Annotated in this window: 25 protein-coding genes; 5 read left to right on the top strand and 20 right to left on the bottom strand. The window is 38.1% G+C overall.

Annotated features, from left to right (window positions below; all coding sequences use genetic code 11):
- Nucleotides 1–59 precede the first annotated feature (59 nt).
- The 5 genes from P4V41_RS14215 to P4V41_RS14195 form a co-directional block, all read right to left on the bottom strand.
- Nucleotides 60–1,130 carry a HAMP domain-containing sensor histidine kinase gene (locus tag P4V41_RS14215; protein WP_328085706.1) on the bottom strand — a complete coding sequence of 357 codons (1,071 nt, stop codon included), beginning with the start codon at nucleotides 1,128–1,130 and terminating at the stop codon, nucleotides 60–62.
- Entirely contained in the window at nucleotides 1,123–1,818 is a 696-nt protein-coding gene (locus P4V41_RS14210; RefSeq protein WP_328085705.1) for a response regulator transcription factor, read from the bottom strand. The genes P4V41_RS14215 and P4V41_RS14210 overlap by 8 nt, the downstream gene beginning before the upstream one ends.
- Nucleotides 1,819–1,924: 106 nt before the next feature.
- On the bottom strand, nucleotides 1,925–2,740 hold the full coding sequence (locus P4V41_RS14205; RefSeq protein ID WP_328085704.1) for an SDR family oxidoreductase: 816 nt from the start codon (nucleotides 2,738–2,740) through the stop codon (nucleotides 1,925–1,927).
- A 39-nt stretch (nucleotides 2,741–2,779) separates the two neighbouring features.
- Complete coding sequence (locus P4V41_RS14200) at nucleotides 2,780–3,475, bottom strand: SGNH/GDSL hydrolase family protein (protein WP_328085703.1); 696 nt, start codon at nucleotides 3,473–3,475, stop codon at nucleotides 2,780–2,782.
- A 12-nt stretch (nucleotides 3,476–3,487) separates the two neighbouring features.
- The gene (locus P4V41_RS14195) at nucleotides 3,488–4,075 is read right to left on the bottom strand and encodes a TetR/AcrR family transcriptional regulator (RefSeq protein ID WP_328085702.1); all 588 of its coding nucleotides are present in this window, start codon (nucleotides 4,073–4,075) and stop codon (nucleotides 3,488–3,490) included.
- 216 nt (nucleotides 4,076–4,291) lie between these two features.
- On the opposite strand from P4V41_RS14195, the gene P4V41_RS14190 reads away from it, so the two are divergent.
- The gene (locus tag P4V41_RS14190; protein WP_328085701.1) at nucleotides 4,292–5,113 is read left to right on the top strand and encodes a DUF3990 domain-containing protein; all 822 of its coding nucleotides are present in this window, start codon (nucleotides 4,292–4,294) and stop codon (nucleotides 5,111–5,113) included.
- Here P4V41_RS14190 and P4V41_RS14185 read toward each other — a convergent pair.
- From P4V41_RS14185 to arsC, 7 genes are all read right to left on the bottom strand, one after another.
- A complete protein-coding gene (locus P4V41_RS14185; RefSeq protein WP_328085700.1) occupies nucleotides 5,100–5,828 on the bottom strand; it encodes a zeta toxin family protein in 729 nt (242 codons plus the stop codon). The genes P4V41_RS14190 and P4V41_RS14185 overlap by 14 nt on opposite strands.
- A 129-nt stretch (nucleotides 5,829–5,957) precedes the next feature.
- Nucleotides 5,958–6,569, bottom strand: a complete 612-nt coding sequence (locus P4V41_RS14180) for a DedA family protein (protein WP_328085699.1) — start codon at nucleotides 6,567–6,569, stop codon at nucleotides 5,958–5,960.
- 92 nt (nucleotides 6,570–6,661) lie between these two features.
- Entirely contained in the window at nucleotides 6,662–7,972 is a 1,311-nt protein-coding gene (locus P4V41_RS14175; RefSeq protein ID WP_328085698.1) for a hemolysin family protein, read from the bottom strand.
- Between the two features lie 99 nt (nucleotides 7,973–8,071).
- Nucleotides 8,072–8,473 carry a MerR family transcriptional regulator gene (locus P4V41_RS14170; RefSeq protein ID WP_328085911.1) on the bottom strand — a complete coding sequence of 134 codons (402 nt, stop codon included), beginning with the start codon at nucleotides 8,471–8,473 and terminating at the stop codon, nucleotides 8,072–8,074.
- A 448-nt stretch (nucleotides 8,474–8,921) separates the two neighbouring features.
- Nucleotides 8,922–10,331, bottom strand: coding sequence for a SpoVR family protein (locus tag P4V41_RS14165; protein ID WP_328085697.1), 1,410 nt, complete (start codon nucleotides 10,329–10,331; stop codon nucleotides 8,922–8,924).
- A 149-nt stretch (nucleotides 10,332–10,480) separates the two neighbouring features.
- A complete protein-coding gene (locus P4V41_RS14160; RefSeq protein ID WP_328085695.1) occupies nucleotides 10,481–11,698 on the bottom strand; it encodes a hypothetical protein in 1,218 nt (405 codons plus the stop codon).
- A gap of 90 nt (nucleotides 11,699–11,788) precedes the next feature.
- The gene (gene arsC / locus P4V41_RS14155) at nucleotides 11,789–12,190 is read right to left on the bottom strand and encodes an arsenate reductase (thioredoxin) (RefSeq protein WP_144703067.1); all 402 of its coding nucleotides are present in this window, start codon (nucleotides 12,188–12,190) and stop codon (nucleotides 11,789–11,791) included.
- 137 nt (nucleotides 12,191–12,327) lie between these two features.
- On the opposite strand from arsC, the gene P4V41_RS14150 reads away from it, so the two are divergent.
- From P4V41_RS14150 to P4V41_RS14140, 3 genes are read left to right on the top strand one after another with little or no spacing between them, the layout of a single operon-like run.
- Entirely contained in the window at nucleotides 12,328–12,648 is a 321-nt protein-coding gene (locus P4V41_RS14150) for an ArsR/SmtB family transcription factor (RefSeq protein WP_197126797.1), read from the top strand.
- 38 nt (nucleotides 12,649–12,686) lie between these two features.
- A complete protein-coding gene (locus tag P4V41_RS14145) occupies nucleotides 12,687–13,979 on the top strand; it encodes an arsenic transporter (RefSeq protein ID WP_419181323.1) in 1,293 nt (430 codons plus the stop codon).
- A gap of 18 nt (nucleotides 13,980–13,997) precedes the next feature.
- On the top strand, nucleotides 13,998–14,462 hold the full coding sequence (locus P4V41_RS14140) for an ArsI/CadI family heavy metal resistance metalloenzyme (protein WP_328085692.1): 465 nt from the start codon (nucleotides 13,998–14,000) through the stop codon (nucleotides 14,460–14,462).
- Between the two features lie 47 nt (nucleotides 14,463–14,509).
- Here P4V41_RS14140 and P4V41_RS14135 read toward each other — a convergent pair whose 3' ends face one another.
- On the bottom strand, nucleotides 14,510–14,710 hold the full coding sequence (locus tag P4V41_RS14135; protein ID WP_328085691.1) for a DUF2642 domain-containing protein: 201 nt from the start codon (nucleotides 14,708–14,710) through the stop codon (nucleotides 14,510–14,512).
- 157 nt (nucleotides 14,711–14,867) lie between these two features.
- Between P4V41_RS14135 and P4V41_RS14130 the strand changes: the two genes are divergently transcribed.
- On the top strand, nucleotides 14,868–15,455 hold the full coding sequence (locus P4V41_RS14130; RefSeq protein ID WP_328085690.1) for a YitT family protein: 588 nt from the start codon (nucleotides 14,868–14,870) through the stop codon (nucleotides 15,453–15,455).
- A 210-nt stretch (nucleotides 15,456–15,665) separates the two neighbouring features.
- Here the strand turns inward: P4V41_RS14130 and P4V41_RS14125 are convergent, their stop codons facing one another.
- From P4V41_RS14125 to P4V41_RS14095, 7 genes are all read right to left on the bottom strand, one after another.
- Nucleotides 15,666–16,445 carry a sulfite exporter TauE/SafE family protein gene (locus P4V41_RS14125; protein WP_328085687.1) on the bottom strand — a complete coding sequence of 260 codons (780 nt, stop codon included), beginning with the start codon at nucleotides 16,443–16,445 and terminating at the stop codon, nucleotides 15,666–15,668.
- A gap of 28 nt (nucleotides 16,446–16,473) precedes the next feature.
- The gene (locus P4V41_RS14120) at nucleotides 16,474–16,956 is read right to left on the bottom strand and encodes a DsrE/DsrF/DrsH-like family protein (RefSeq protein ID WP_137790616.1); all 483 of its coding nucleotides are present in this window, start codon (nucleotides 16,954–16,956) and stop codon (nucleotides 16,474–16,476) included.
- 61 nt (nucleotides 16,957–17,017) lie between these two features.
- Nucleotides 17,018–17,245, bottom strand: coding sequence for a sulfurtransferase TusA family protein (locus P4V41_RS14115; RefSeq protein WP_153236556.1), 228 nt, complete (start codon nucleotides 17,243–17,245; stop codon nucleotides 17,018–17,020).
- A gap of 36 nt (nucleotides 17,246–17,281) precedes the next feature.
- A complete protein-coding gene (locus P4V41_RS14110) occupies nucleotides 17,282–18,406 on the bottom strand; it encodes an MBL fold metallo-hydrolase (RefSeq protein WP_328085686.1) in 1,125 nt (374 codons plus the stop codon).
- A 41-nt stretch (nucleotides 18,407–18,447) separates the two neighbouring features.
- The gene (locus P4V41_RS14105) at nucleotides 18,448–19,014 is read right to left on the bottom strand and encodes a sulfurtransferase TusA family protein (protein ID WP_328085684.1); all 567 of its coding nucleotides are present in this window, start codon (nucleotides 19,012–19,014) and stop codon (nucleotides 18,448–18,450) included.
- A 15-nt stretch (nucleotides 19,015–19,029) separates the two neighbouring features.
- On the bottom strand, nucleotides 19,030–19,332 hold the full coding sequence (locus P4V41_RS14100) for a rhodanese-like domain-containing protein (RefSeq protein ID WP_328085910.1): 303 nt from the start codon (nucleotides 19,330–19,332) through the stop codon (nucleotides 19,030–19,032).
- A gap of 178 nt (nucleotides 19,333–19,510) precedes the next feature.
- On the bottom strand, nucleotides 19,511–19,774 hold the full coding sequence (locus P4V41_RS14095) for a metal-sensitive transcriptional regulator (protein ID WP_197126789.1): 264 nt from the start codon (nucleotides 19,772–19,774) through the stop codon (nucleotides 19,511–19,513).
- Nucleotides 19,775–19,794 lie beyond the last annotated feature (20 nt).

Raw genomic sequence — 19,794 nt, 5'->3', positions numbered from 1 at the left:
CGACAAAAGCACGCATGAATATCGAAAAACAGCCGGCGTCCCAAATCACGCCGGCTTCCTTATCTGAAAAATTTTATTTTCACCTCAGTACCTTGCTTGTACTCCTCATTTATCCAAATCTGTCCATCGTGAGCTTCAACGATTCTTTTTACAATCGTCAAACCTATTCCGCTTCCGCCATGTTCCCTGTTTCTTGATTTTTCTCCACGATAAAAGCGTTCAAACACTTGTTTAATCTCTTCTTCAGAAATGCCGATTCCGGTATCTCGTATCGAAATAATAACTGATTCGTTATCGACATAAGAGTGAACCACCACTTCCCCTCCTCTTTGTGTATACCTTAAAGCATTGCTAAACAGATTTATGAACACTTGGCTAATTCGTTTTGCATCTACATTTATTACAACGTTCTCTGCCAGTTCACTTGTTAGTGTGATGCCCTTTTGAACAAATGCTCCCGAAAATGCATCTATACTTTTTATGATGATATGGTTTAATTGTTGGGCTTTTTTATTTAATGTGAACTCAGGTGCCTCCATGGCTGTTAAATACTCAAGATCTTGCACGATTAAAATTAGTCGATCAATTTCACCTTTTAATGACTGTATGCGAGCTGTAGTAGGCTTAAAAACACCATCTTCAAATGCCTCTAAATGACTTTTTATCGTCGCTAAAGGTGTTCTTAGCTCATGTGCAATATCTGAAGTCATATTCTTACGGTAGATTTCCTGTAATTGTAGTTTATGTGCAAGCTGATTTAAAGAATTACCAAGGTCATTGAGCTCATCATCTCCAAGTGCCTTCACTCTGACTTGAAGCTCTCCCTTAGCCATCTTTTCTGCCGCCTTTCTCATCTCTACCATAGGTTTTGATAAGTTCTTCGCAACAAAATAACTAATGATACAGACTAAAAGAATAGCTCCGATCGACGTCCAAAGAACTGAACTTAACAAAGCCTTTTCAAAGTGATGGGTTAAAGGCTTTATACTTTGAAATTCAGGTACATCTCTTTGAAACATCGCAAAGTGATAATGAACTTCATACATGATGATAAGACCGGCAATGATGAGGATCGATGACGCAGCCAAAATAAAAATGAGTGTCAGCCTTGCATGCAGGCCTCTAAGCATGACTGCCTCCAGTAAACTTATATCCAACCCCAAACACTGTAACGATATATCGTGGGTTCTTAGAATCTGTCTCGAGTTTAGACCTTAAATTTTTCACGTGTTGATCTATGGTCCTGGTGTCACCATCAAAATCAAAACCTAATATCTTCTCCACTAATTCCTCTCTTGAAAAAACACGATTTGGATGTCTCGCAAATGTTATCAATAGCTTGTATTCATTAGGGGTTAGATTTACGGAATTTCCCTGTACATATACTTGTTGTTTATGAGCATCTACTTTAAGTTCTCCCCCGTTATATGTAATCTGCTCAGCCAGCAAACCTTCTACTACTGAACGGCGCAGGATCGTTTTAACTCGTAATACAAGTTCTCGCGGGCTAAAAGGTTTCACCATATAATCATCAGCACCTAATGTTAATCCGTTAATTCGTTCTTCTTCACTCACCTTGGCGGTCAACATCAAAATGGGCAATGTAAGTGTCTGCCTTATTCTCTGACAGAGTGCTTCTCCGCTCATATCTGGCAGCATAAGATCAAGGATCAAAAAATCCACAGTGTTATTATTTATATGCTTCAAAGCTTCCTTAGCAGTTAGGGCTTCTAGAGTGTTAAACCCTTCCTTCTTTAGATAAGAAGAAACAACCTCCAATAGCTTCGGCTCGTCCTCTACGATCAAAATGGTTTTCACGGTGACTCCTCCAAAAGGTATAGTACTTGTATTATAACGAATGATTTATGGTTAAATAACAAAAGTGAACTGCTCTTAAGAATTAGCAGTTCACTTTAAGTACGTTTTAAGTTGGCCTTGCTTTTCTGCTTACTCTGCAAATCAACCTCATTAATGCTCTATGTGCTAAAGGAAATAATGTGAAGAAAATGTCCATCGTTCTTCTCAATGGCATTGGGCATATTATAGGTTTGTTTTTATGTATACCGTCTAATGTAATTTTTGCTAGTTTTTCTGGAGTCATCATCTTTTGTTTTTTTAATTGTTCCATGATCAGATCTTTATTTATTTGAATAGCTTTTGCTTTTTCAAAAATGGGTGTATCCACAAACGTTGGGCAAAGTGTGCTTACCTTAATACCAAATTCTTCTGCCTCATAATGAAGAGAAGTTGTTAATCCAACAACTGCATGTTTAGTCGTTCCGTAAGCTGCAGAGACGGGAGAAGGACCAAGCCCTGCTGCTGAAGCCGTGTTTACAATGTGACCAAATCCTTGCTGTTTCATTAATCGATAACCGACGTTTGTTCCATAGATGACTCCCCAAAGGTTTATATCCAAAATTTTTTTCCAGTCATCTAGCGTTGTATCAAACAATTCACCATACATCGCGATGCCAGCATTATTAAAAAGATAGTCTAACCTTCCAAACTCCCAGAATACCTCCTTGATTCTATTCTCTACACTTTCTAAATCAGTTACATTTAAATATTGAAATCTTGCATTTATAGACTCTCTGTTTAACTCCTCTTCAACTTGTCTGCCTAACTCATTATTTATGTCCATGATGATAACAAAAACATGTTGTGCGACGAGCTCCTTACAAAGTGCATGACCGATTCCTGATGCTCCACCTGTTACAATTGCAACCTTCCGTTTATCCATTAGTTTAACCGCCTCTATTTTATTCTCTTTAATCCATGTTTACTGTATGGCGTTCTTATGGGTAGATTGATGTTGATCGATCATTTTGGCATATTCATCTACAACAATTTGAGCTCCTATACTGTTCAAATGAATACCATCTAGTGTCAGGTGCAATCCACGTTTCTTTGACAACTTATCGATCCTTGAAGGTTTTTTATAAAAAAGGACATCTTTCATAACTCTTAATACTTTTGTGCTGATGTAATCGGAACTATTTACTGTAGACAGGTGTTGTTCAAAAACGGAATGTAGATTTAGTGTGGTAGCATTTCCATATTTGTTCGTGATGGATGTGATGAGAGTATTTAATTGCTTAAGTTCTTTGTTTGGAACATTATTCATGTTCTCACCGACTATTGCTGGGGTGACAGTGATTACACTTTTTGAGGAAGATGAAACGCACTCTAATACTTTTTGATAGTAATCTCTAAACTCTTCATGATCTTTTGCAATAGGCTGTGCTTGAACACTGAGTAGTTTTGAATAAACGTCATTAACTCCAATCCAAAGGAAAATAAGATCAAAGTTTTCTAGTTTTGTTTTAGCTAGACGGCGTTGCAAACTTTTAACAGACTCGCCCGGTTTTCCCATGTTCACAAACTTCATTTGGGGATACTGTTCTTGTAAGAGGTGAAGGAAAGAAACACCAGGTCGTCCTTCTGTCAGACTGTCACAGATCAATCCGATTCTCATAACATTTCCTCCTTATTTTTGAATGGACTCTAAAAACATGCTAACAGCTTTTTTGAAAAGTGGCTCTAAGCTATAAGGATCTTGAGTATTGGTAAGTTGACATAGTCCACCAAGCCATGTGCCGATCAATACCGTCCATTCTTCTACGTTGCCTTTCTTAAATTCTCCTTCTTCTATCCCTTGAACGAGAATTGCACGATATGCACCCATAGGAATAACGGCTAATTCATATAACTGCTTAACAGATTCAGGACTTGATTCAGGGTTTGAAGCAAGTTCTTGCCCCCCTTTTAATAACGGAGTTTGGTAATGATAAAGAACATGCATAGCCATTCCATAAAGTTTCTCAGCTGCACAAGTAAATTCATTATCTTTGTTCATCCACTTGATATACCACTCCTTCATTGTCTGTTGAGCTAATAACACAAACAACTTTTCTTTATTCTCAAAATGATAATAGATGTGTCCTTTGCTATAACCAGAAGCTTTTGAGATATCAGAGACAGATGTTTGTGTGTAACCTTTTTGTGAAAAGAGTAAAAAGGCTTTTTCCATGATTTCTTGTTTTGCTGTTTCACTGTTGTATCTTCTTTTATTCAATGAAATTTTTCCTTTCTTAAATTGAACGTTCGTTCTAATTATATTATACATTTTTTTACATAAATTAGAATGCATTCAAAGAGTTATTCACTATATTGTAATATTTAACAAAAAACACCCCGACAAGAGTGTTTTAAACAATTGTTTAATAATCAACATTCTACAAGTAACCTTCTATTCTATTTTACATATTACATGTATAAGGAGGAGATTACTTTGCTTTCAAACGATGGATATCGTACGGTTTATCATGGTACTACATTATTTGCCGCTAAGCTCATCCAACAAAACGGTATCTGGTTAGAAGCACAAAGATTGAGAACTGATTTTGGTCAAGGCTTTTACGTAACCTTCAACAGAGCACAGGCAAAATCATGGTCTTATTTTAGAGCGAAGAACAAGCAGCTTTCCCCCCGTATACTAGACCTATTAAACCTTACTGAGTCAGATTATTTAAATCACCCTGACACAAATATTCCCGCTTATTTAGCATTCACAGCGGATTTGCATTCCCTGCAAAGATTACAGGGTAGGATTTTCCCTTTACCACACGATGAGAAGTGGTCATTTAATAAGGAGGCTTGGAAGGACTTTGTTAAAAATTCTCGTAAAGGAATGAAACATGACTATGACTTTGTATACGGTCCTGTTTGGAGTGGACACTTTAACAGTACAGGTGAAATAAAAGCATCTCCATTTAAAGAACAACTCTCGTTTCATAATAGAAAGGCTCTACATTGTTTATCAAGTCCGATGATTATCAAACTTCCACCAAAAAAATGGATGTCAAGTCCGGAACATACAAATCATGATTATGATTTGTTCCTATCTGAGATCGCCAAAAGCCTTATGAAAATAAGTACAATGAAAGAAAAGCAAGCCTATCACTTCATTCAAAAATACTTGAAGACTCATTCAATCTCCAACAGTCATACCCATGAAACAGCACTCTACTGGGCATTTTCTATCTTCTATCAATCCAAAAGAATATGGATTGACGAATACGAACGCTGTCTTGATACCATTACTCCACTCTAATAATGCTCTTCCTCAAAAATTCTTTATATCTTTTTTCATCAATAAAATGGTTAGAAATAAAAAGTTTTAAACCATATTGATTGTCATATCCCTCAAAAAAATTCACATCCTCTTTAATAGCTAAAAAAGTTTTTGGAATATGCTGATGTGTATGTTCAATAACATGTCTAGGTATAGAACGTCCTGTTTTTTTAGCCCTGATTGCTTCTCTCTCGATTGCAACTTGAAGGGGCACATCGACTATATACACGACAACTTTATAACTTCTTTTTTGTAATCTGTTCACTAGGGAAACATATTTACCTGTTTTGGCCATCGTCCCCTCTAACAGGAACGACCTTTCTGATTCAATCATTGTGTTTACTAATTTTTCGGAGATATCCACTGATTCCTTATGCACAAGTGCGGCCGCTGAGCTAGGAAATGTTTTTTGAAATGCTTGATATTCAGGGATAAGCTTCTTAATTTCATCCGGATCTATTGTGATCAGCTTTCTCTTTTTCTTTTTTAAGTCTTGTTTCACAATCGTTTCACACAAAGATGTTTTGCCTGATGCACTTCCTCCCCCAACTAAGAAGGCAACAGGAGGTTGAAGGCTATCCATTTTTGATTGTTTAATGAGTGTAGCCATAATTTTGTGATGCAGAGCTTCCCGTTCTTTCGTATACATATTATTCTCATCTGTAAAGGTCACTTTCGTTTCCTTTATTCGCAAACCTATCCCCCTTGAAGAATTCGATATCATTGAAAACAGCCTACTCCACATCTTTTTCACCTCCAAAAAAAGAATCCCCTATTACTAGGAGATTCTTCAAAACGTCCAATTATGTTTTTTAGAGTAAAGTTAGCTATTTCGTCTGCGCTTTCGTACATAAAGAATGACAACAGATATAAAGAGTAACGCCAAAACAGCATAGATGATTTTGGAGTAAACGTCCATATATCCTACAATCACTTCCCATGAAGCTCCAAAATACGCACCCAAATTAACGAGAGCGATGTTCCAGATTAGCGTTCCGAACGTTGTAAGAACAAGGAACAAACCAAAATTCATATTGGACATGCCTGCCGGAATAGAGATTAAGCTTCGGATCAACGGAATGAAACGGCAAAAGAATACCGTCCATGGGCCATATTTATCAAACCATGCATCTGCTTTATGAATATCCTTTTTCGTTAATCGAAGAATATGTCCCCACCTATCTATGATCTTTTCCATACGTTCAACATCTAACTGCAGTCCTACCCCATATAGAATCACTGCTCCTAAAACAGAACCCACTGTTGCAGCTAAAATAACTCCTACTATATTTAAATCTGAAGAGTTCGTCATGAACCCTCCAAAGGTTAAGATGATTTCAGATGGGATTGGAGGAAAAACGTTTTCTAAAGCGATTAACAATAGAATCCCCCAATATCCAAATTCGTTCATAATATTGATTAACCAATTCTCCATAACTAACTCCTTTGTCTTCTTAACTAAAACTTCTATGAGCATCTACTTCTATTTATAAAAAAGACGTGCAAAACTTGCACGTCTTTTTTTGATTAAGCTAAAGACTCTTGGTCCCTTACTTTCATTACCTCAAGTGATTTAACGTGATATCCATCGATTTCCAATATCTTAAAACGATAGTTCTCTACTGAAACTTCATCGCCCATGTGAATCTCCATCTTTTCAGATAAAATCCATCCACCAATTGTATCAACATCTTCATCATTAATATTTAGGCCAAAAAGGTCGTTTACTTCTGAGATCAACACTTTCCCATCAAGGATTGTTCTATTTTCATCAACCTTCTTAATATCTGGTACTTCATCATCGTCAAATTCATCTCGAATTTCGCCTACGATTTCTTCAAGGATATCTTCGACGGTTACAAGTCCCGATGTGCCGCCATATTCATCGATCAAGATCGCCATGTGAACACGCTCTTTTTGCATTTTTAACAAAAGATCATGTATAGGTGTAGTTTCGAAAACCTGAATAACAGGTCTTACATACTCTTCGAGTGAAGCATCTGAATTCTTTCCGTTAACAAAGTCTGTTAATACTTGCTTCATATTTACCATACCAACAACACTGTCTTTATCTCCATCTACGATTGGATATCGGGTATAGTTCTCTTCTGTTACAACAGCAATACTTTCTTTTACTGTTTCAGATTGATCAAGTGTTACCATATCAACGCGAGGTACCATAATCTCTTTCGCTGTACGATCATCAAATTGAAAGATATTATTCACATATTTAAACTCTGATTGGTTGATCTCACCACTTTTATAGCTCTCAGATAGGATGAGTCTCAACTCTTCCTCCGAGTGAGCAAGTTCATGTTCAGATGCAGGCTTTAAACCAAACCAGCCTGTAAAAATACGTGCAGATCCGTTCAACGTTTTAATAAACGGATACATGATCTTATAGAAAAACATGATTGGTTTTGCGATTCTTAACGTAACCGCTTCTGCCTTTTGAATAGCAAGTGTTTTCGGTGCAAGCTCACCAATAACTACGTGTAAGAATGTAATTAAAGCAAAGGCGATAATAAACGATAAGATACTTGAAACAGACTCAGACAGATCAAGCTCTACAAAAAGAGGATGAAGCAAATGCTCAACCGTCGGCTCTCCTAACCACCCTAATCCTAGTGCCGTAATAGTTATTCCAAGTTGACAGGCTGAAAGGTATTCGTCGAGGTTTCCAACAACCTTTCTAGCAGCTACTGCTTTTGTATTGCCCTCTGCAACGAGTTGATCAAGTCTTGTTGTACGAATCTTTACAATCGCGAATTCGGTAGCTACAAAAAAAGCAGTCAAAGCGATTAAAATAGCTACCATAATTAAGTTAATAATCTCCAAATGTTCTCCTTATGGTTACATGAACCACAAGGAATACACCTCCCAGGTTGTATAAATAGTTTCGATCGATTAACACGAAAAATATCTCTCAACTATTATTTACCCGAAAAGTAAAAGTAATGAATGTGCTAAAGTCATGCCTTGAGGAGAGACTTTATTTAAGAGAAGCTCTCTTTGCTTATCATTTAGGCTTTCCATGATTGGCTTGATTTCTCTAATTTCCGCCTCAAGATGCTTCATGAGATCAGCAATCTGGTCCACGTACTTCTCAACCTGTTCATTTTCTGTACTTTTCAATTTGACTAGTTCGATCACAGACTTGATTTCATGTAAGGGCATGTTAAGTTTCTTATAATGTTCGATCAACCCTAATACATGAATCGTCTCTTCGTCATATAATCGATAATTCGAATCCGTTCGAAGAGGCTGGAGTAAACCAATCTGGGAATAATAGTCGATGGTTCTTTTAGATACATTTGTTACCTCTGCTAGTTCACCAATACGATACGCCTTCCCAATATCCTCACCTCTTCCTCTTGATAATTAAATACAATGTACAATAGAGAAAACCATACAGTCAACTGGACAGTTTTACATGTCACGAAACGTTCAAAAAAGAATGGCTGTTTCGTAAACTTTCTTGTGTGAAAGAAGTTGATTTCCGTTTCAGATACTCGCTTTCCGCGGGGCAAGCGGTGAGCCACATTTGTACGGCCACTTTTCGGACTGTCTAGTTGCAGTGGCTAGCCCCTCGAGGTCAAAAGTTAAAGGAGAAGAGTTTAAAAGTAACTATTTTCAGTGATGCCGTTATTTATATAAACATCCTCTCTAAACAAATTACTAGTAAGACATTTGAAAAGAAAATTATCATTCACTTCATACAAAAATATCCTATTTAATAAAAAAACATCCCTCTAAAAAGGAATGTTTTTTAAACACTTGTTTAATTTTATAGATACTTCCGATGCACTGTCTTCCCATCAAACGTGAACAGAACTGGTTTCTGTTCAATTTTCGTCTCCATATGAACAGGACGGCCCCAAAGATAATGAAGATGAGGAAGTACTTTTTCAAGGTATTTCACATCCAGTTCCATATCTTCAAAGCTATGATTGAGGTAGAGCTCTCCGTTCTTCATATAATCGGCGTCATTGACTGTGATATATGGAAATCCTCCGTTTACTCTCATACTCACGAGCTGGTCACGTACTTCTTCCCACTGCTTATCAACAACCTTATATTCCTTACCCTGCTTTTGAAACAGGTACATGTCTTCCCGCTGGGCAAGATCTTTCGTTAAATAGTTCCGGATGAAAGACATATCAGATTCTAGTTCACGGACTTCAAACATTTTCTCACGTCCAGATCCAGGTTTCACGCCTTGTCTGATTAACTCTTCATCAGGGTTGTTGTAGCGGTCTTCGATGTCTTTGAAGATCTGCAGTCCCAAATAATATGGATTTATCGATGTCTTTGAAGGTTGCACAACTCCTGCGTTCAGTTTCGCGAACTCAATTGTTTCGTGAGAAGTCAAATCCATCTCTTGCAGGATCTTTGCGTGCCAATAAGATGCCCAGCCTTCGTTCATGATTTTCGTTTCAAGCTGTGGCCAGAAATAGAGCATTTCTTCTCGCATCATGGATAAGATGTCGCGCTGCCACTCTTCCAGCTCACGACTGTATTGTTCAATAAATAATAATATGTCCTTTTCAGGCTGCGGTGGAAATGATTTTTTCTTTTTCAACGCTGGTTTTGGACCTTTTTTGTCGTCGAGTTTCCACAGGTCATCGTACGGAGTTTCCTTCTTAGGCGTAAGAATTTCTTCCTCTTCAAATACATAATTTAATTTATTTCGCACAAGTGATGGATCGATATGTTCTTGTATGGCCAGAACAGCGTCTAAGAACTGTTCGACCTCTTTTTTACCGTATAGATGTTCATATTGAGCTACTCGTTCAGCTGTAGCCGTCATGCATTCAACCATGTCTCTTCTCGTATTTGAAAATCGAACATTGTTTTTGAAGAAATCACAGTGCCCCAGAACATGGGCAATGATCAATTTATTCTGAATAAGCGAATTCGTATCAAGTAAGAACGCGTAACACGGATCTGAGTTGATAACAAGCTCATAAATTTTACTCAGTCCTAAGTCATACTGAAGCTTCATTTTATGAAACTGTTTTCCGAAGCTCCAATGAGAGAAACGAGTTGGCATTCCGTATGCACCAAATGTATAAATAATATCTGCAGGACATATCTCATACCGCATCGGGTAAAAATCAAGGCCAAAGTGGTCAGCAATCTCGGTAATTTCAGCTATTGCTTTTTCTAGCTCCTTATTTTGCAAGTCCCAGTTCATATTTTCCCCCTCCTGCTATTTCCTTACTTTTAACTGTATGAAACAAAACAGGCATTCATGAGAAAACAAGTGAAATATTGGACGGGTTTTAAAAACTTCTTTGTTCAAAAATAAAAAAGTGAATCCAGTTTCACGGATTCACCAAATTTTCATCTAGCTTCATATATATCTAACATGCACGACCACCCAGAACAGTCTTGTGGAGTTCGGAGATTATTTATCCATAACGTTTCAGGTGCACCTAAATCTTCTTTTACCATTACTTTTGCACTCTGGCTATTTGTACGAATCCATGTTAGTTGTTCACCTGGTAATGTTTTTGGATAAACATCCGCTTCCCCAGAAGCTGGATTCGTTAATCTCTTTGCACTTCCGTCTTTAATTTTCACACTGACTAAAAAGGGTTTTGCTCTTTTTTCCTGTGGTACCTCATAACCCCATTCAATCTGTCTGCTCACAATCATGTTCTTATCATTCAACCAAGTAAAATCGCCGTCGGCAAAACCCGTGTATCCTAGATTTATCTCGTTACCGCCCTTAGGATCCCAAACCGTTAATCGTTTATTTTCAGAGATTAGCCTTCCGATTCCTTTTATAAAGCCGAGCTGTTTCGTATTCGGCGACCAGTGGAACCAGTTCGGCTGATCCAACATGTTTCCTATCATTCGAGTTCTTGATCCGTCTAAAGAAACAACCAATAAAGTGTTGCTGTCTGCTGACATGGATGCTGTTGGACATGCGATGAAGGCAAACCACTGATCATCCATCCCCCACTTGAATTCTGTTGTACCTATAGCAAAGAACGTTTCACTCATCTTAGGCAGCGTCGTAATGTTCTGTACTTTGTTCAAATCACCGTTTGCATTTACAGGAACGTAGAAAAGTCGAACTGGACTCCAGCCATCAGGCTCTAGATTTGCAGAAGATGAGACAACAAATCCTCTCCCGTCAGGTGCCCAACTGTAGTTACCTGTGCCCAGGATGACATTTTGAAAGGATGAAGCAGGTCTCGTTAGGTCGATTACATTGAGCACACCCCCGCTTTTCCATGCAAGTTTGGATTCTGTCGGAGACCATCTAGTTAAACTCACATCGCCATCGAATACTTTTCTTTTTAAACGCGTTACACGGTTATACACCCATAGCTCTTTCCCTTTACGCGCAATGTAACTAATATAGGTTCCGTTGCTTGAGAACGTTGGATGAGTTAGATTTGAACCTTCTACAAGCTTTCTTTCTAATTCACCTTCTTTAAGCCATAGACCGTCATTTCTAATAAATACTGCTCTTCTATCAGCAGCTTCTGCTAAGTTTGTGTTTATAAACACACTACTAAAAATCAATATGAATAAAAGAAGACGTTTCACATGATCACCTCATTAGTAACATGAGCGAAATAAAGAAAATCATACTAAAAAAAGCTCAGGAACTATTAAGTTCCTGAGCTTGGTATAACCTTATTCTCCTGTTTCAGCAAAGCGCTTGATACGTGCTGCGATTTCGTCACGAACGCGTTGGAATTCACTCCACTCTTTTCCTGCTGGATCATCGAATCCCCAATGTTCACGTGTTTTGTGAGGTGGTGTTGCTGGACATACATCGTTTGCATGACCGCATAACGTTACTACTAAGTCTGCTTTTTCTAGAATGTCTTTGTCGATTACATCTGATGTTTGATTCGTAATGTCAATATCCACTTCTTTCATCGCTTTGATCGCGTTTGGATTAACACCATGTGCTTCGATGCCAGCTGAATATACGTCATATTTATCACCAAGGTAGTGGTGTCCAAATCCTTCTGCCATCTGAGAACGACAAGAATTACCTGTGCAAAGGAAATAGATGATTGGTTTAGCCATGTGTAAAACCTCCTGTAGTAAAGAACTTCTTTCGAGAACATCATAATATAAGTATATCCTTATATCAATATTTATTTATATATTCTTTGACATTTTATATAAACATATGGTTATATACTAATGAGGTGAAGTCAATTATGGAACTTGATCAGTTAACAGAGTGTTATAAAGCAATGGCAGATAAAACACGATTAAATATTTTAGCTTTACTCCGCCACGAAGAATTATGTGTATGTGAGTTAGTTGATATCTTAAAGATGACACAGCCTAGTATTTCACAGCATTTAAGAAAATTAAAGCAAGCTAAACTCGTTAAAGAACGACGTAACAGTCAATGGATCTTCTACTCCATTGATGGAGAAATCTATCCATTCATTAAAGCCAATTTAGATTCTCTGCCTGATATGTCAGCTAAGATTGAAGAGTTAAAAGCTTCAGGCGGAAAAGTTTGTTGCTAACTTAGAATTACATAAATGGGGGGATTTTTATGAACAGCATGGCGTTAATGGCCGTAGCTGTATTTTTGGTTACAATTATTTTTGTTATCTGGCAGCCACGCGGGCTTTCCATCGGTTGGTCTGCTACCATTGGAGCCATCATTGCACTTCTTCTTGGCGTGGTTTCACTCGCTGATGTGTGGACGGTTACGGGGATTGTTTGGAATGCTACATTAGCGTTTGTAGCGATCATACTCATATCGATTATTTTAGATGAGATCGGTTTCTTCGAATGGTCCGCCTTACATATGGCGCGACTTGCAGGTGGAAACGGTAAAAAGATGTTTGCCTATGTGATTCTTCTTGGAGCTGCAGTTTCAGCATTTTTTGCAAATGATGGGGCAGCATTAATTCTTACTCCTATCGTACTTGCTCAAGTTCGGGCCTTGAAATTAAAAGAAGCCATGATATTACCGTTTATTATGGCAAGTGGGTTTATTGCAGATACCACTTCATTACCACTTGTCGTCTCAAACTTAGTAAATATCGTGTCTGCCGATTTCTTTAACATCGGATTCGTTGAATACGCAAGCCGAATGATCGTGCCGAACTTCTTTTCACTGTTCGCTAGCATGCTTGTTTTGTTCCTCTTTTTCAGAAAAGATATACCGAAGAACTATGATCTATCTCAACTTAAGCGACCAAAAGAAGCCATTCGAGATGAGAAGATGTTTAAGCTTTCATGGATTATACTAGCTGTTCTATTAATCGGATACTTAACGAGTGAGTTTATTGGTGTTCCTGTCTCATTCATTGCAGGAGCTGCAGCTCTTTTCTTTATCATCGCTGCTCGTAAAAGTCCTGCTATTCAAACAAAAAAAGTAATCAAAGATGCACCATGGACTGTTGTTGTCTTTTCAATTGGTATGTATGTAGTCGTTTATGGTCTTCGTAATGCAGGACTTACTGATATGCTCGGCAGCTGGATTCAAGTGATCGCTGATGGAGGGTTGTTCGCTGCTACAATCGGGATGGGTTTTTTGGCTGCTATATTATCATCTATTATGAACAACATGCCAACTGTTATGATCGATGCACTAGCTATACAGGGAACGGAAACATCAGGAGTTATTCGGGAAGCATTGATCTATGCGAATGTCATTGGTTCAGATTTAGGACCAAAAATCACTCCGATCGGTTCACTAGCCACTCTATTATGGCTGCACGTCTTATCGAAAAAAGGTGTGAAGATCACATGGGGCTATTATTTCAAAATCGGAATCATCTTGACTGTCCCAACACTTTTCATAACGCTTACCGGCCTTTACTTATGGTTATTGCTACTATCTTAAAAAGAAGGAGAGATCTTGATGATTCAACGCATTCATGTTGCAGTCAACTGTTCAGACTTAGAAAAATCTCTAGCGTTCTATAAAAGCTTTTTCGGCACGGAACCGACAAAGGTAAAAGAGAACTACGCGAAATTTGAGCTTGATCAACCCGCTCTTCACTTTTCATTGAATGCACGTCCCTTTTCAAAAGACGGAGTCCTAAATCATCTCGGTTTCCAGGTTAACAACACGGAAGATGTTCTGGCTATGGGAGAAAGACTTAGAAAATCAGGATTGCTGTTAATCGACGAGATGGATACAACTTGCTGTTACGCCGTTCAGGATAAGGTTTGGGTATATGATCCAGACGGCAACGCTTGGGAGATTTTCTATACTAAAGAAGACTCTGAATTTGAATCTGCTGGTGATGCACGAGATTTGTCTCTATGCTGTGCACCCCCTCAGCAACCTCAACCGATCACGCTAGGTTTCACAAAAAAATGAAAGAAAATCCCTCTGTACCATCTTAGGTACCAGGGATTTTTTTATAATCAAATGGTAGATATAGCAACAATCTCATCAATACGAATAATGATTTGATCCCAATAGTTATGGCTATCGCTCATCACACATAGTGTAATATAATCTCTTTCTACAGCTCTTAGTCTGCCTTCGTAAGAATGATTTGTTGTATCCACCACAACCTGCCTCTCCAAAAGACATTTTGCTTCTCTTCTGAAGTTCTTCAACACCAATCACCTTCCCTATTTTGCACTGCAAGCAAGGGGCTTTCTATACTATTACATGCAAAAAAGAAAAAAGAGACACGGACATACACCCTGTGCACATGACTATTCTTGTACAACGAGGCATATTATGTAGAAATAATCTTAGACAGGGATGAATGCCATGTTTGAACGAACAATAGCGATATTCTTAGGAAGCGTATTACTTGGCATAGGCATTAATGGTTTCATCGTTCCCTTTCATCTTCTCGATGGAGGAATGATCGGCATTAGTCTGCTCGTAAAATATGTATGGGGTTATAAAGTAGGGCTAACGATTATTATTCTGAGCATCCCTATCTATCTGATAGCTTGGAAACTCGAGCGTCGATACTTCATAAATAGCATACATGGTTTACTCGTATCGTCATTAATCATTGATTTGTTATCTCCGCTAAGAGGAATGTTTTCTGTCTCCGTCATGGAAGGTTCTGTGATCGGAGGGTTGTTCATCGGAACAGGAATCGGTTGGATGCTGCGTCATGAAACGAGTACAGGAGGAACAGATTTGATCGCTCTTTTCCTTTCTAGATGGTTTTCTATTAATGTTGGGATGGTTATCTTTTTGATTGATGCTGCAGTCATCATTGCTGGACTGTATGTAATGGGAGAAGGCATTCTATTCTATTCACTAGTAACAATCCTCTCCGTTGGATTCGCAACCATGACAATGACACTGATCAGGTCGATCAATTTCTATAGAAGCATATAGGGGGACTGACCCCTTACAATTTATTTCCCACTTCATTTTACTCTTCGGCACCTATCCATTTGCTTAATATTATATAGTTGTTGTCATTGCTTTCACTTTGAAAGGAGAGTCAATCACACTATTTCCTACAACTTTAATGAAAAACAAGGACCCGAAGTATCAATAAAGTACTTCGGATCCTTGTTCTACTCAACTAAATTTAATTTAACTTTATCCAAGAATATCTAACCAAATCTTGATCGACGTAGCGATTATAAGTGCTGCTAAGATAAATTGAAGTATTTTGGTATTCACTTTTTTACCAAACTGAGCCCCAAGTGGAGACGCGATCAAGCTTGCTACTACCATGATCACAGCTGGCCATAATAAAACTTGACCTGTCGTAATCTTACCAACTGTTGCACCGATTGACGAAATAAACGTAATGGCAAGTGATGTAGCAATCGTCATTCTCGTTGGTATCTTTAGGACGACTAACATGATCGGTACAAGGATAAATGCACCTGCTGCACCTACGATACCCGCTGCCACACCTACAACAAATGCTAGAACTGCAGCAAGCCATTTATTATACTTAACTTGATCTAACGGAATGTCATCGATTCCTTTCTTAGGAATCAACATCATAATAGCAGCTAACGTAGCTAAAACAGCATAAACAATATTAATTTGCCCTTCTGACATGGCTTCTGACCCAAATCCACCAATAAAACTTCCTATTAGGATGGCACTACCCATATAGATGATTAATGTCTTGTTCAGATAACCGCCTTTACGATACGCCCAAACCCCACCTATCGTTGCAAAGAATACTTGAACGGCACTAATACCTGATACCTCATGAGCAGAATATGCTGTGAAGCCGAGCATCGCTGGAATATAGAGAAGCATTGGATATTTGATGATGGATCCGCCGATACCTACCATTCCAGAGATAAAAGAACCTATAAAGCCGATTAGAAATATTGTAATAATGAACCCTAATTCCATGACTTCACCTCCTTAAAACTGATGTTTCTTAAATAAATAAGTTGATCTTAGACTCATCTGCATCAGCTAGGTATGAAGCAACTCCTGCGTAGTCCAGTCCATCAATTAGTTCCTCTTTCGTAATACCCATTACATCCATCGACATCGTACAAGCAACCATCTTTACATCTAAGTCTTGAGCCATTTCGATTAATTCTTTTAACGTTACGATGTTTTTCTTCTTCATCGTATACTTCATCATCTTCGCGCCTAAGCCACCATAGTTCATTTTGGAGATGCCTAACTTTTCAGGTCCTTGGGGCATCATTTTTGCAAACATCTTATCCATGAATGTTTTCTTTACGTTCACGTACTCTTCTTTTCTTAAGATGTTTAGTCCCCAGAATGTAAAGAACATCGTAACTTGTTTCCCCATTGCTGCAGCACCTGTTGCGATAATAAAACTTGCCATCGCTTTATCAAGGTCACCACTAAATACGACCATTGTTGATTTATCTTGTGTTTGTTCCATTATTGAACGCTCCTTTTGAACCAGATACCCATATAGGTATCTGGTTTCTCAAATTTTTTTATTAACCTTTTTGAATATAAAACTTAAATACGCCGTCTTCTTCTTTATGCTCTAGCAATTCATGACCAGAAGACTTAGACCAAGCAGAAAGGTCATTAACAGCACCCTTATCCGTTGCTAATACTTCTAAGATGTCTCCACTTGCAAGTGTATCCATCGCTTTCTTTGTTTTAACGATCGGCATTGGGCAAGATAATCCTTTTGTGTCTAAAGTTTGAGTTACGTTCATTTGTAAAACCTCCAGATAGTTTTTTATTTTTTTCAGTTATTCAGTGATTGCACAGCGGTTTGGACCAATTTCCATCTCGCGCTGTTCATCGTTTGTTGGGTCGATTTTACCCATATTGGTTTGACGAATTTCTTGATAAGCGTTTGGCTGTGGCGGTAAGTTTTCCGTTACAGCTCTTCGAAACTCATCTTCATTCTTAATGTTCAATCCATCGTTCTTTTCAAAAAGTTCTCCAAGTGGAGCTGAGACTGCACCTTTTTCATCTAGTTCACTGATCTTACCAAAGTGAGCAGGTAACACAACTAGATCTTTAGACAGGTTGTTGTATTTGTTATACAAAGAATCACGTAAGTCACTAACCCAGTCTTCTGCTTTACCCGCAAGGTCTGGACGTCCGATTGAATCAACGAACAGAATATCTCCAGAAAGCAAGAATTGTCCGTCAACGATCATAGAAGTACTTCCAATCGTATGACCAGGCGTGTATAAAGGTTGAATCTCAATCTTCGTGTTTCCGATCGTAATATCGTTTCCTTCTTCTAATTCAGCGAATGAGAATGTTACTTCTTCAGCATCTTTTGGTGGTAACCAGTATGTTGCTCCAGTCTTTTCTGCAAGTTTGCGTCCGCCTGAAATATGGTCAGCATGAAGGTGTGTATCGATCATGTGCTTGATTTCAAGGTTGTTTTCTTTTGCAAAATCTTCATACGCTTCAATCGTACGAGCAGAGTCAATAATTGCCGCTTCTCCGTTTGATTCTACAAGGTAAGAAAGACATCCCTTACCGATACGGTTGAATTGATAGATCGAACCTCCATCTTTCAAATCCCCAAGCTTTACTGGCATCAAGTACTCACTCCAAGACTTCATACCACCTTCAAGGTAATAAACGTCTTTAACGCCTGCCTCATCCAGCATCTCTGCTACCATGACAGAAGATCCTTCTTTTGCACAGACAACGAGAACCTCTTCTTTCGGAAGATGTTCTAAAACATCTTCAACGCCATCGATCAGATCAAAGTAAGGGCGGTTAATAGATTTAATTCCTTTCCCTTCAATTCTCCAATCTTTATAATCCCCTTCGTTACGAACATCTAGAATGAACATGCTTCCTTCAACAACTCGTTTTGCCACTTCTTTAGCTGATAATGCTTTTATCATTTCAGAAATACCTCCCTAGGTATATTTTTAATTAAAATTTTTTATTCTGTTGGCCCATCCCATTCAACCATACCAGGTAATACATTCTTAACACGTTGGAATCCATTTTCAGCTAGCATTTGTGCTGCCATATCACTTCTAGATCCTGTACGGCAAATAACATGGATTTCTTTATTTTTATCAAGTGTGTCTAATTTGCTTTCAAGTTCTCCCAATGGAATAGATACTGCCCCAGGTATACGTTTGAACTCATACTCTGCCGGCTCTCTAACATCTAGAAGTAGCATATCTTCTTTATTTTCAGCTAAAACTTTTTCTAATTCGTCGTTTGCAATCGTATGCTCGAACTTTGCTGCTTCTTTAACTTCACCAGGATTTGATTTTCTTAAATAATGCTTAAGAACATCTCCTTCTTCTTTTGTGCCTAAATATTGATTTCCTGTGTTTCTTGCCCATCCTTGAATATCAGCCAATGAGCCTTTATCTGTCGCCTGAACTTCAATAACTTGACCTGCCTCGAGCTGATCCATCGCTTTCTTCGTGCGAACAATAGGCAACGGACATGATAATCCTTTGCAGTCTAATACGTGATCTACTTTAATACTCATTTTTGAAACCTCCGCTTATTTAATAGTTGTTTTACCTTTCCAAGAAAGCATTCCGCCTGACATGTTAATCACATTAATATTATGTGAAGCTAAAATCGCACACGCTTTTTCGCTTCTTTTTCCAGACCGGCAAACCATGACATACTCTTTATCCCGATCAAGCCCATTTATTCGGTCAGAAATTTCTCCCAGTGGAATATGTGTAGCTGTCTGAATCATTCCTTGAGCAACTTCATCGTTTTCACGAACGTCAATGATGTTTAATGTATTATCGGTTTCTAATAATCTTTCTACTTCTTTTGGTTCAATCGTCTTAATAGACACAATTATTATCTCCCTTCTAAAACAAATACTTATACCCGTATAGGTATATACAATGATAAAAAAATATATAACTAATACCGGATTACACGCTTTTTAAGAATGATATTATACCCATAGGGGTATAATAATTGATAAAAGGAAATCTGTCAACAGCCTAACTACTGACAGATATTTATCGGCTTTTCACTAAAAGTTGCACAGCTTCTTTAACAATATCGGAATTCATTTCTTCTCCATTTTCCATTTGTTCACGTAAGCATTGTTCAAGGTTGGTGCCTACGATTAATCCAATCGTACGATCAATCGCTGTACGAGATGCGGATAATTGAGTAATAACGGATTTACAATCTTGTTCTTCTTCTAGCATACGCAATACGCCACGTATTTGCCCCTCAATTCTTTTCAAACGATTTTTCATCTCTTGTGTGTATTCCATTTCAGCACCTCCTTCTTAAA

The organism is Fictibacillus nanhaiensis, assembly GCF_036213205.1.
GTDB classification, from domain to species: Bacteria; Bacillota; Bacilli; order Bacillales; family Fictibacillaceae; genus Fictibacillus; species Fictibacillus nanhaiensis_E.
This window is presented reverse-complemented; position numbering and strand designations above follow the sequence as displayed.

Bases quoted from the DNA above. Each gene is read 5' to 3' on its own strand.
- P4V41_RS14140 (WP_328085692.1), top strand. From the start codon at position 13,998: ATGATTCAACGCATTCATGTTGCAGTCAACTGTTCAGACTTAGAAAAA.
- arsC (WP_144703067.1), bottom strand. From the start codon at position 12,190: ATGGCTAAACCAATCATCTATTTCCTTTGCACAGGTAATTCTTGTCGT.
- P4V41_RS14115 (WP_153236556.1), bottom strand. From the start codon at position 17,245: ATGAACGTAACTCAAACTTTAGACACAAAAGGATTATCTTGCCCAATG.
- P4V41_RS14095 (WP_197126789.1), bottom strand. From the start codon at position 19,774: ATGGAATACACACAAGAGATGAAAAATCGTTTGAAAAGAATTGAGGGG.
- P4V41_RS14145 (WP_419181323.1), top strand. From the start codon at position 12,687: ATGGCGTTAATGGCCGTAGCTGTATTTTTGGTTACAATTATTTTTGTT.
- P4V41_RS14120 (WP_137790616.1), bottom strand. From the start codon at position 16,956: ATGGAACAAACACAAGATAAATCAACAATGGTCGTATTTAGTGGTGAC.
- P4V41_RS14180 (WP_328085699.1), bottom strand. From the start codon at position 6,569: ATGGAGAATTGGTTAATCAATATTATGAACGAATTTGGATATTGGGGG.
- P4V41_RS14205 (WP_328085704.1), bottom strand. From the start codon at position 2,740: ATGGATAAACGGAAGGTTGCAATTGTAACAGGTGGAGCATCAGGAATC.
- P4V41_RS14165 (WP_328085697.1), bottom strand. From the start codon at position 10,331: ATGAACTGGGACTTGCAAAATAAGGAGCTAGAAAAAGCAATAGCTGAA.
- P4V41_RS14130 (WP_328085690.1), top strand. From the start codon at position 14,868: ATGTTTGAACGAACAATAGCGATATTCTTAGGAAGCGTATTACTTGGC.
- P4V41_RS14215 (WP_328085706.1), bottom strand. From the start codon at position 1,130: ATGCTTAGAGGCCTGCATGCAAGGCTGACACTCATTTTTATTTTGGCT.
- P4V41_RS14105 (WP_328085684.1), bottom strand. From the start codon at position 19,014: ATGAGTATTAAAGTAGATCACGTATTAGACTGCAAAGGATTATCATGT.
- P4V41_RS14150 (WP_197126797.1), top strand. From the start codon at position 12,328: ATGGAACTTGATCAGTTAACAGAGTGTTATAAAGCAATGGCAGATAAA.
- P4V41_RS14125 (WP_328085687.1), bottom strand. From the start codon at position 16,445: ATGGAATTAGGGTTCATTATTACAATATTTCTAATCGGCTTTATAGGT.
- P4V41_RS14110 (WP_328085686.1), bottom strand. From the start codon at position 18,406: ATGATAAAAGCATTATCAGCTAAAGAAGTGGCAAAACGAGTTGTTGAA.
- P4V41_RS14200 (WP_328085703.1), bottom strand. From the start codon at position 3,475: ATGAGAATCGGATTGATCTGTGACAGTCTGACAGAAGGACGACCTGGT.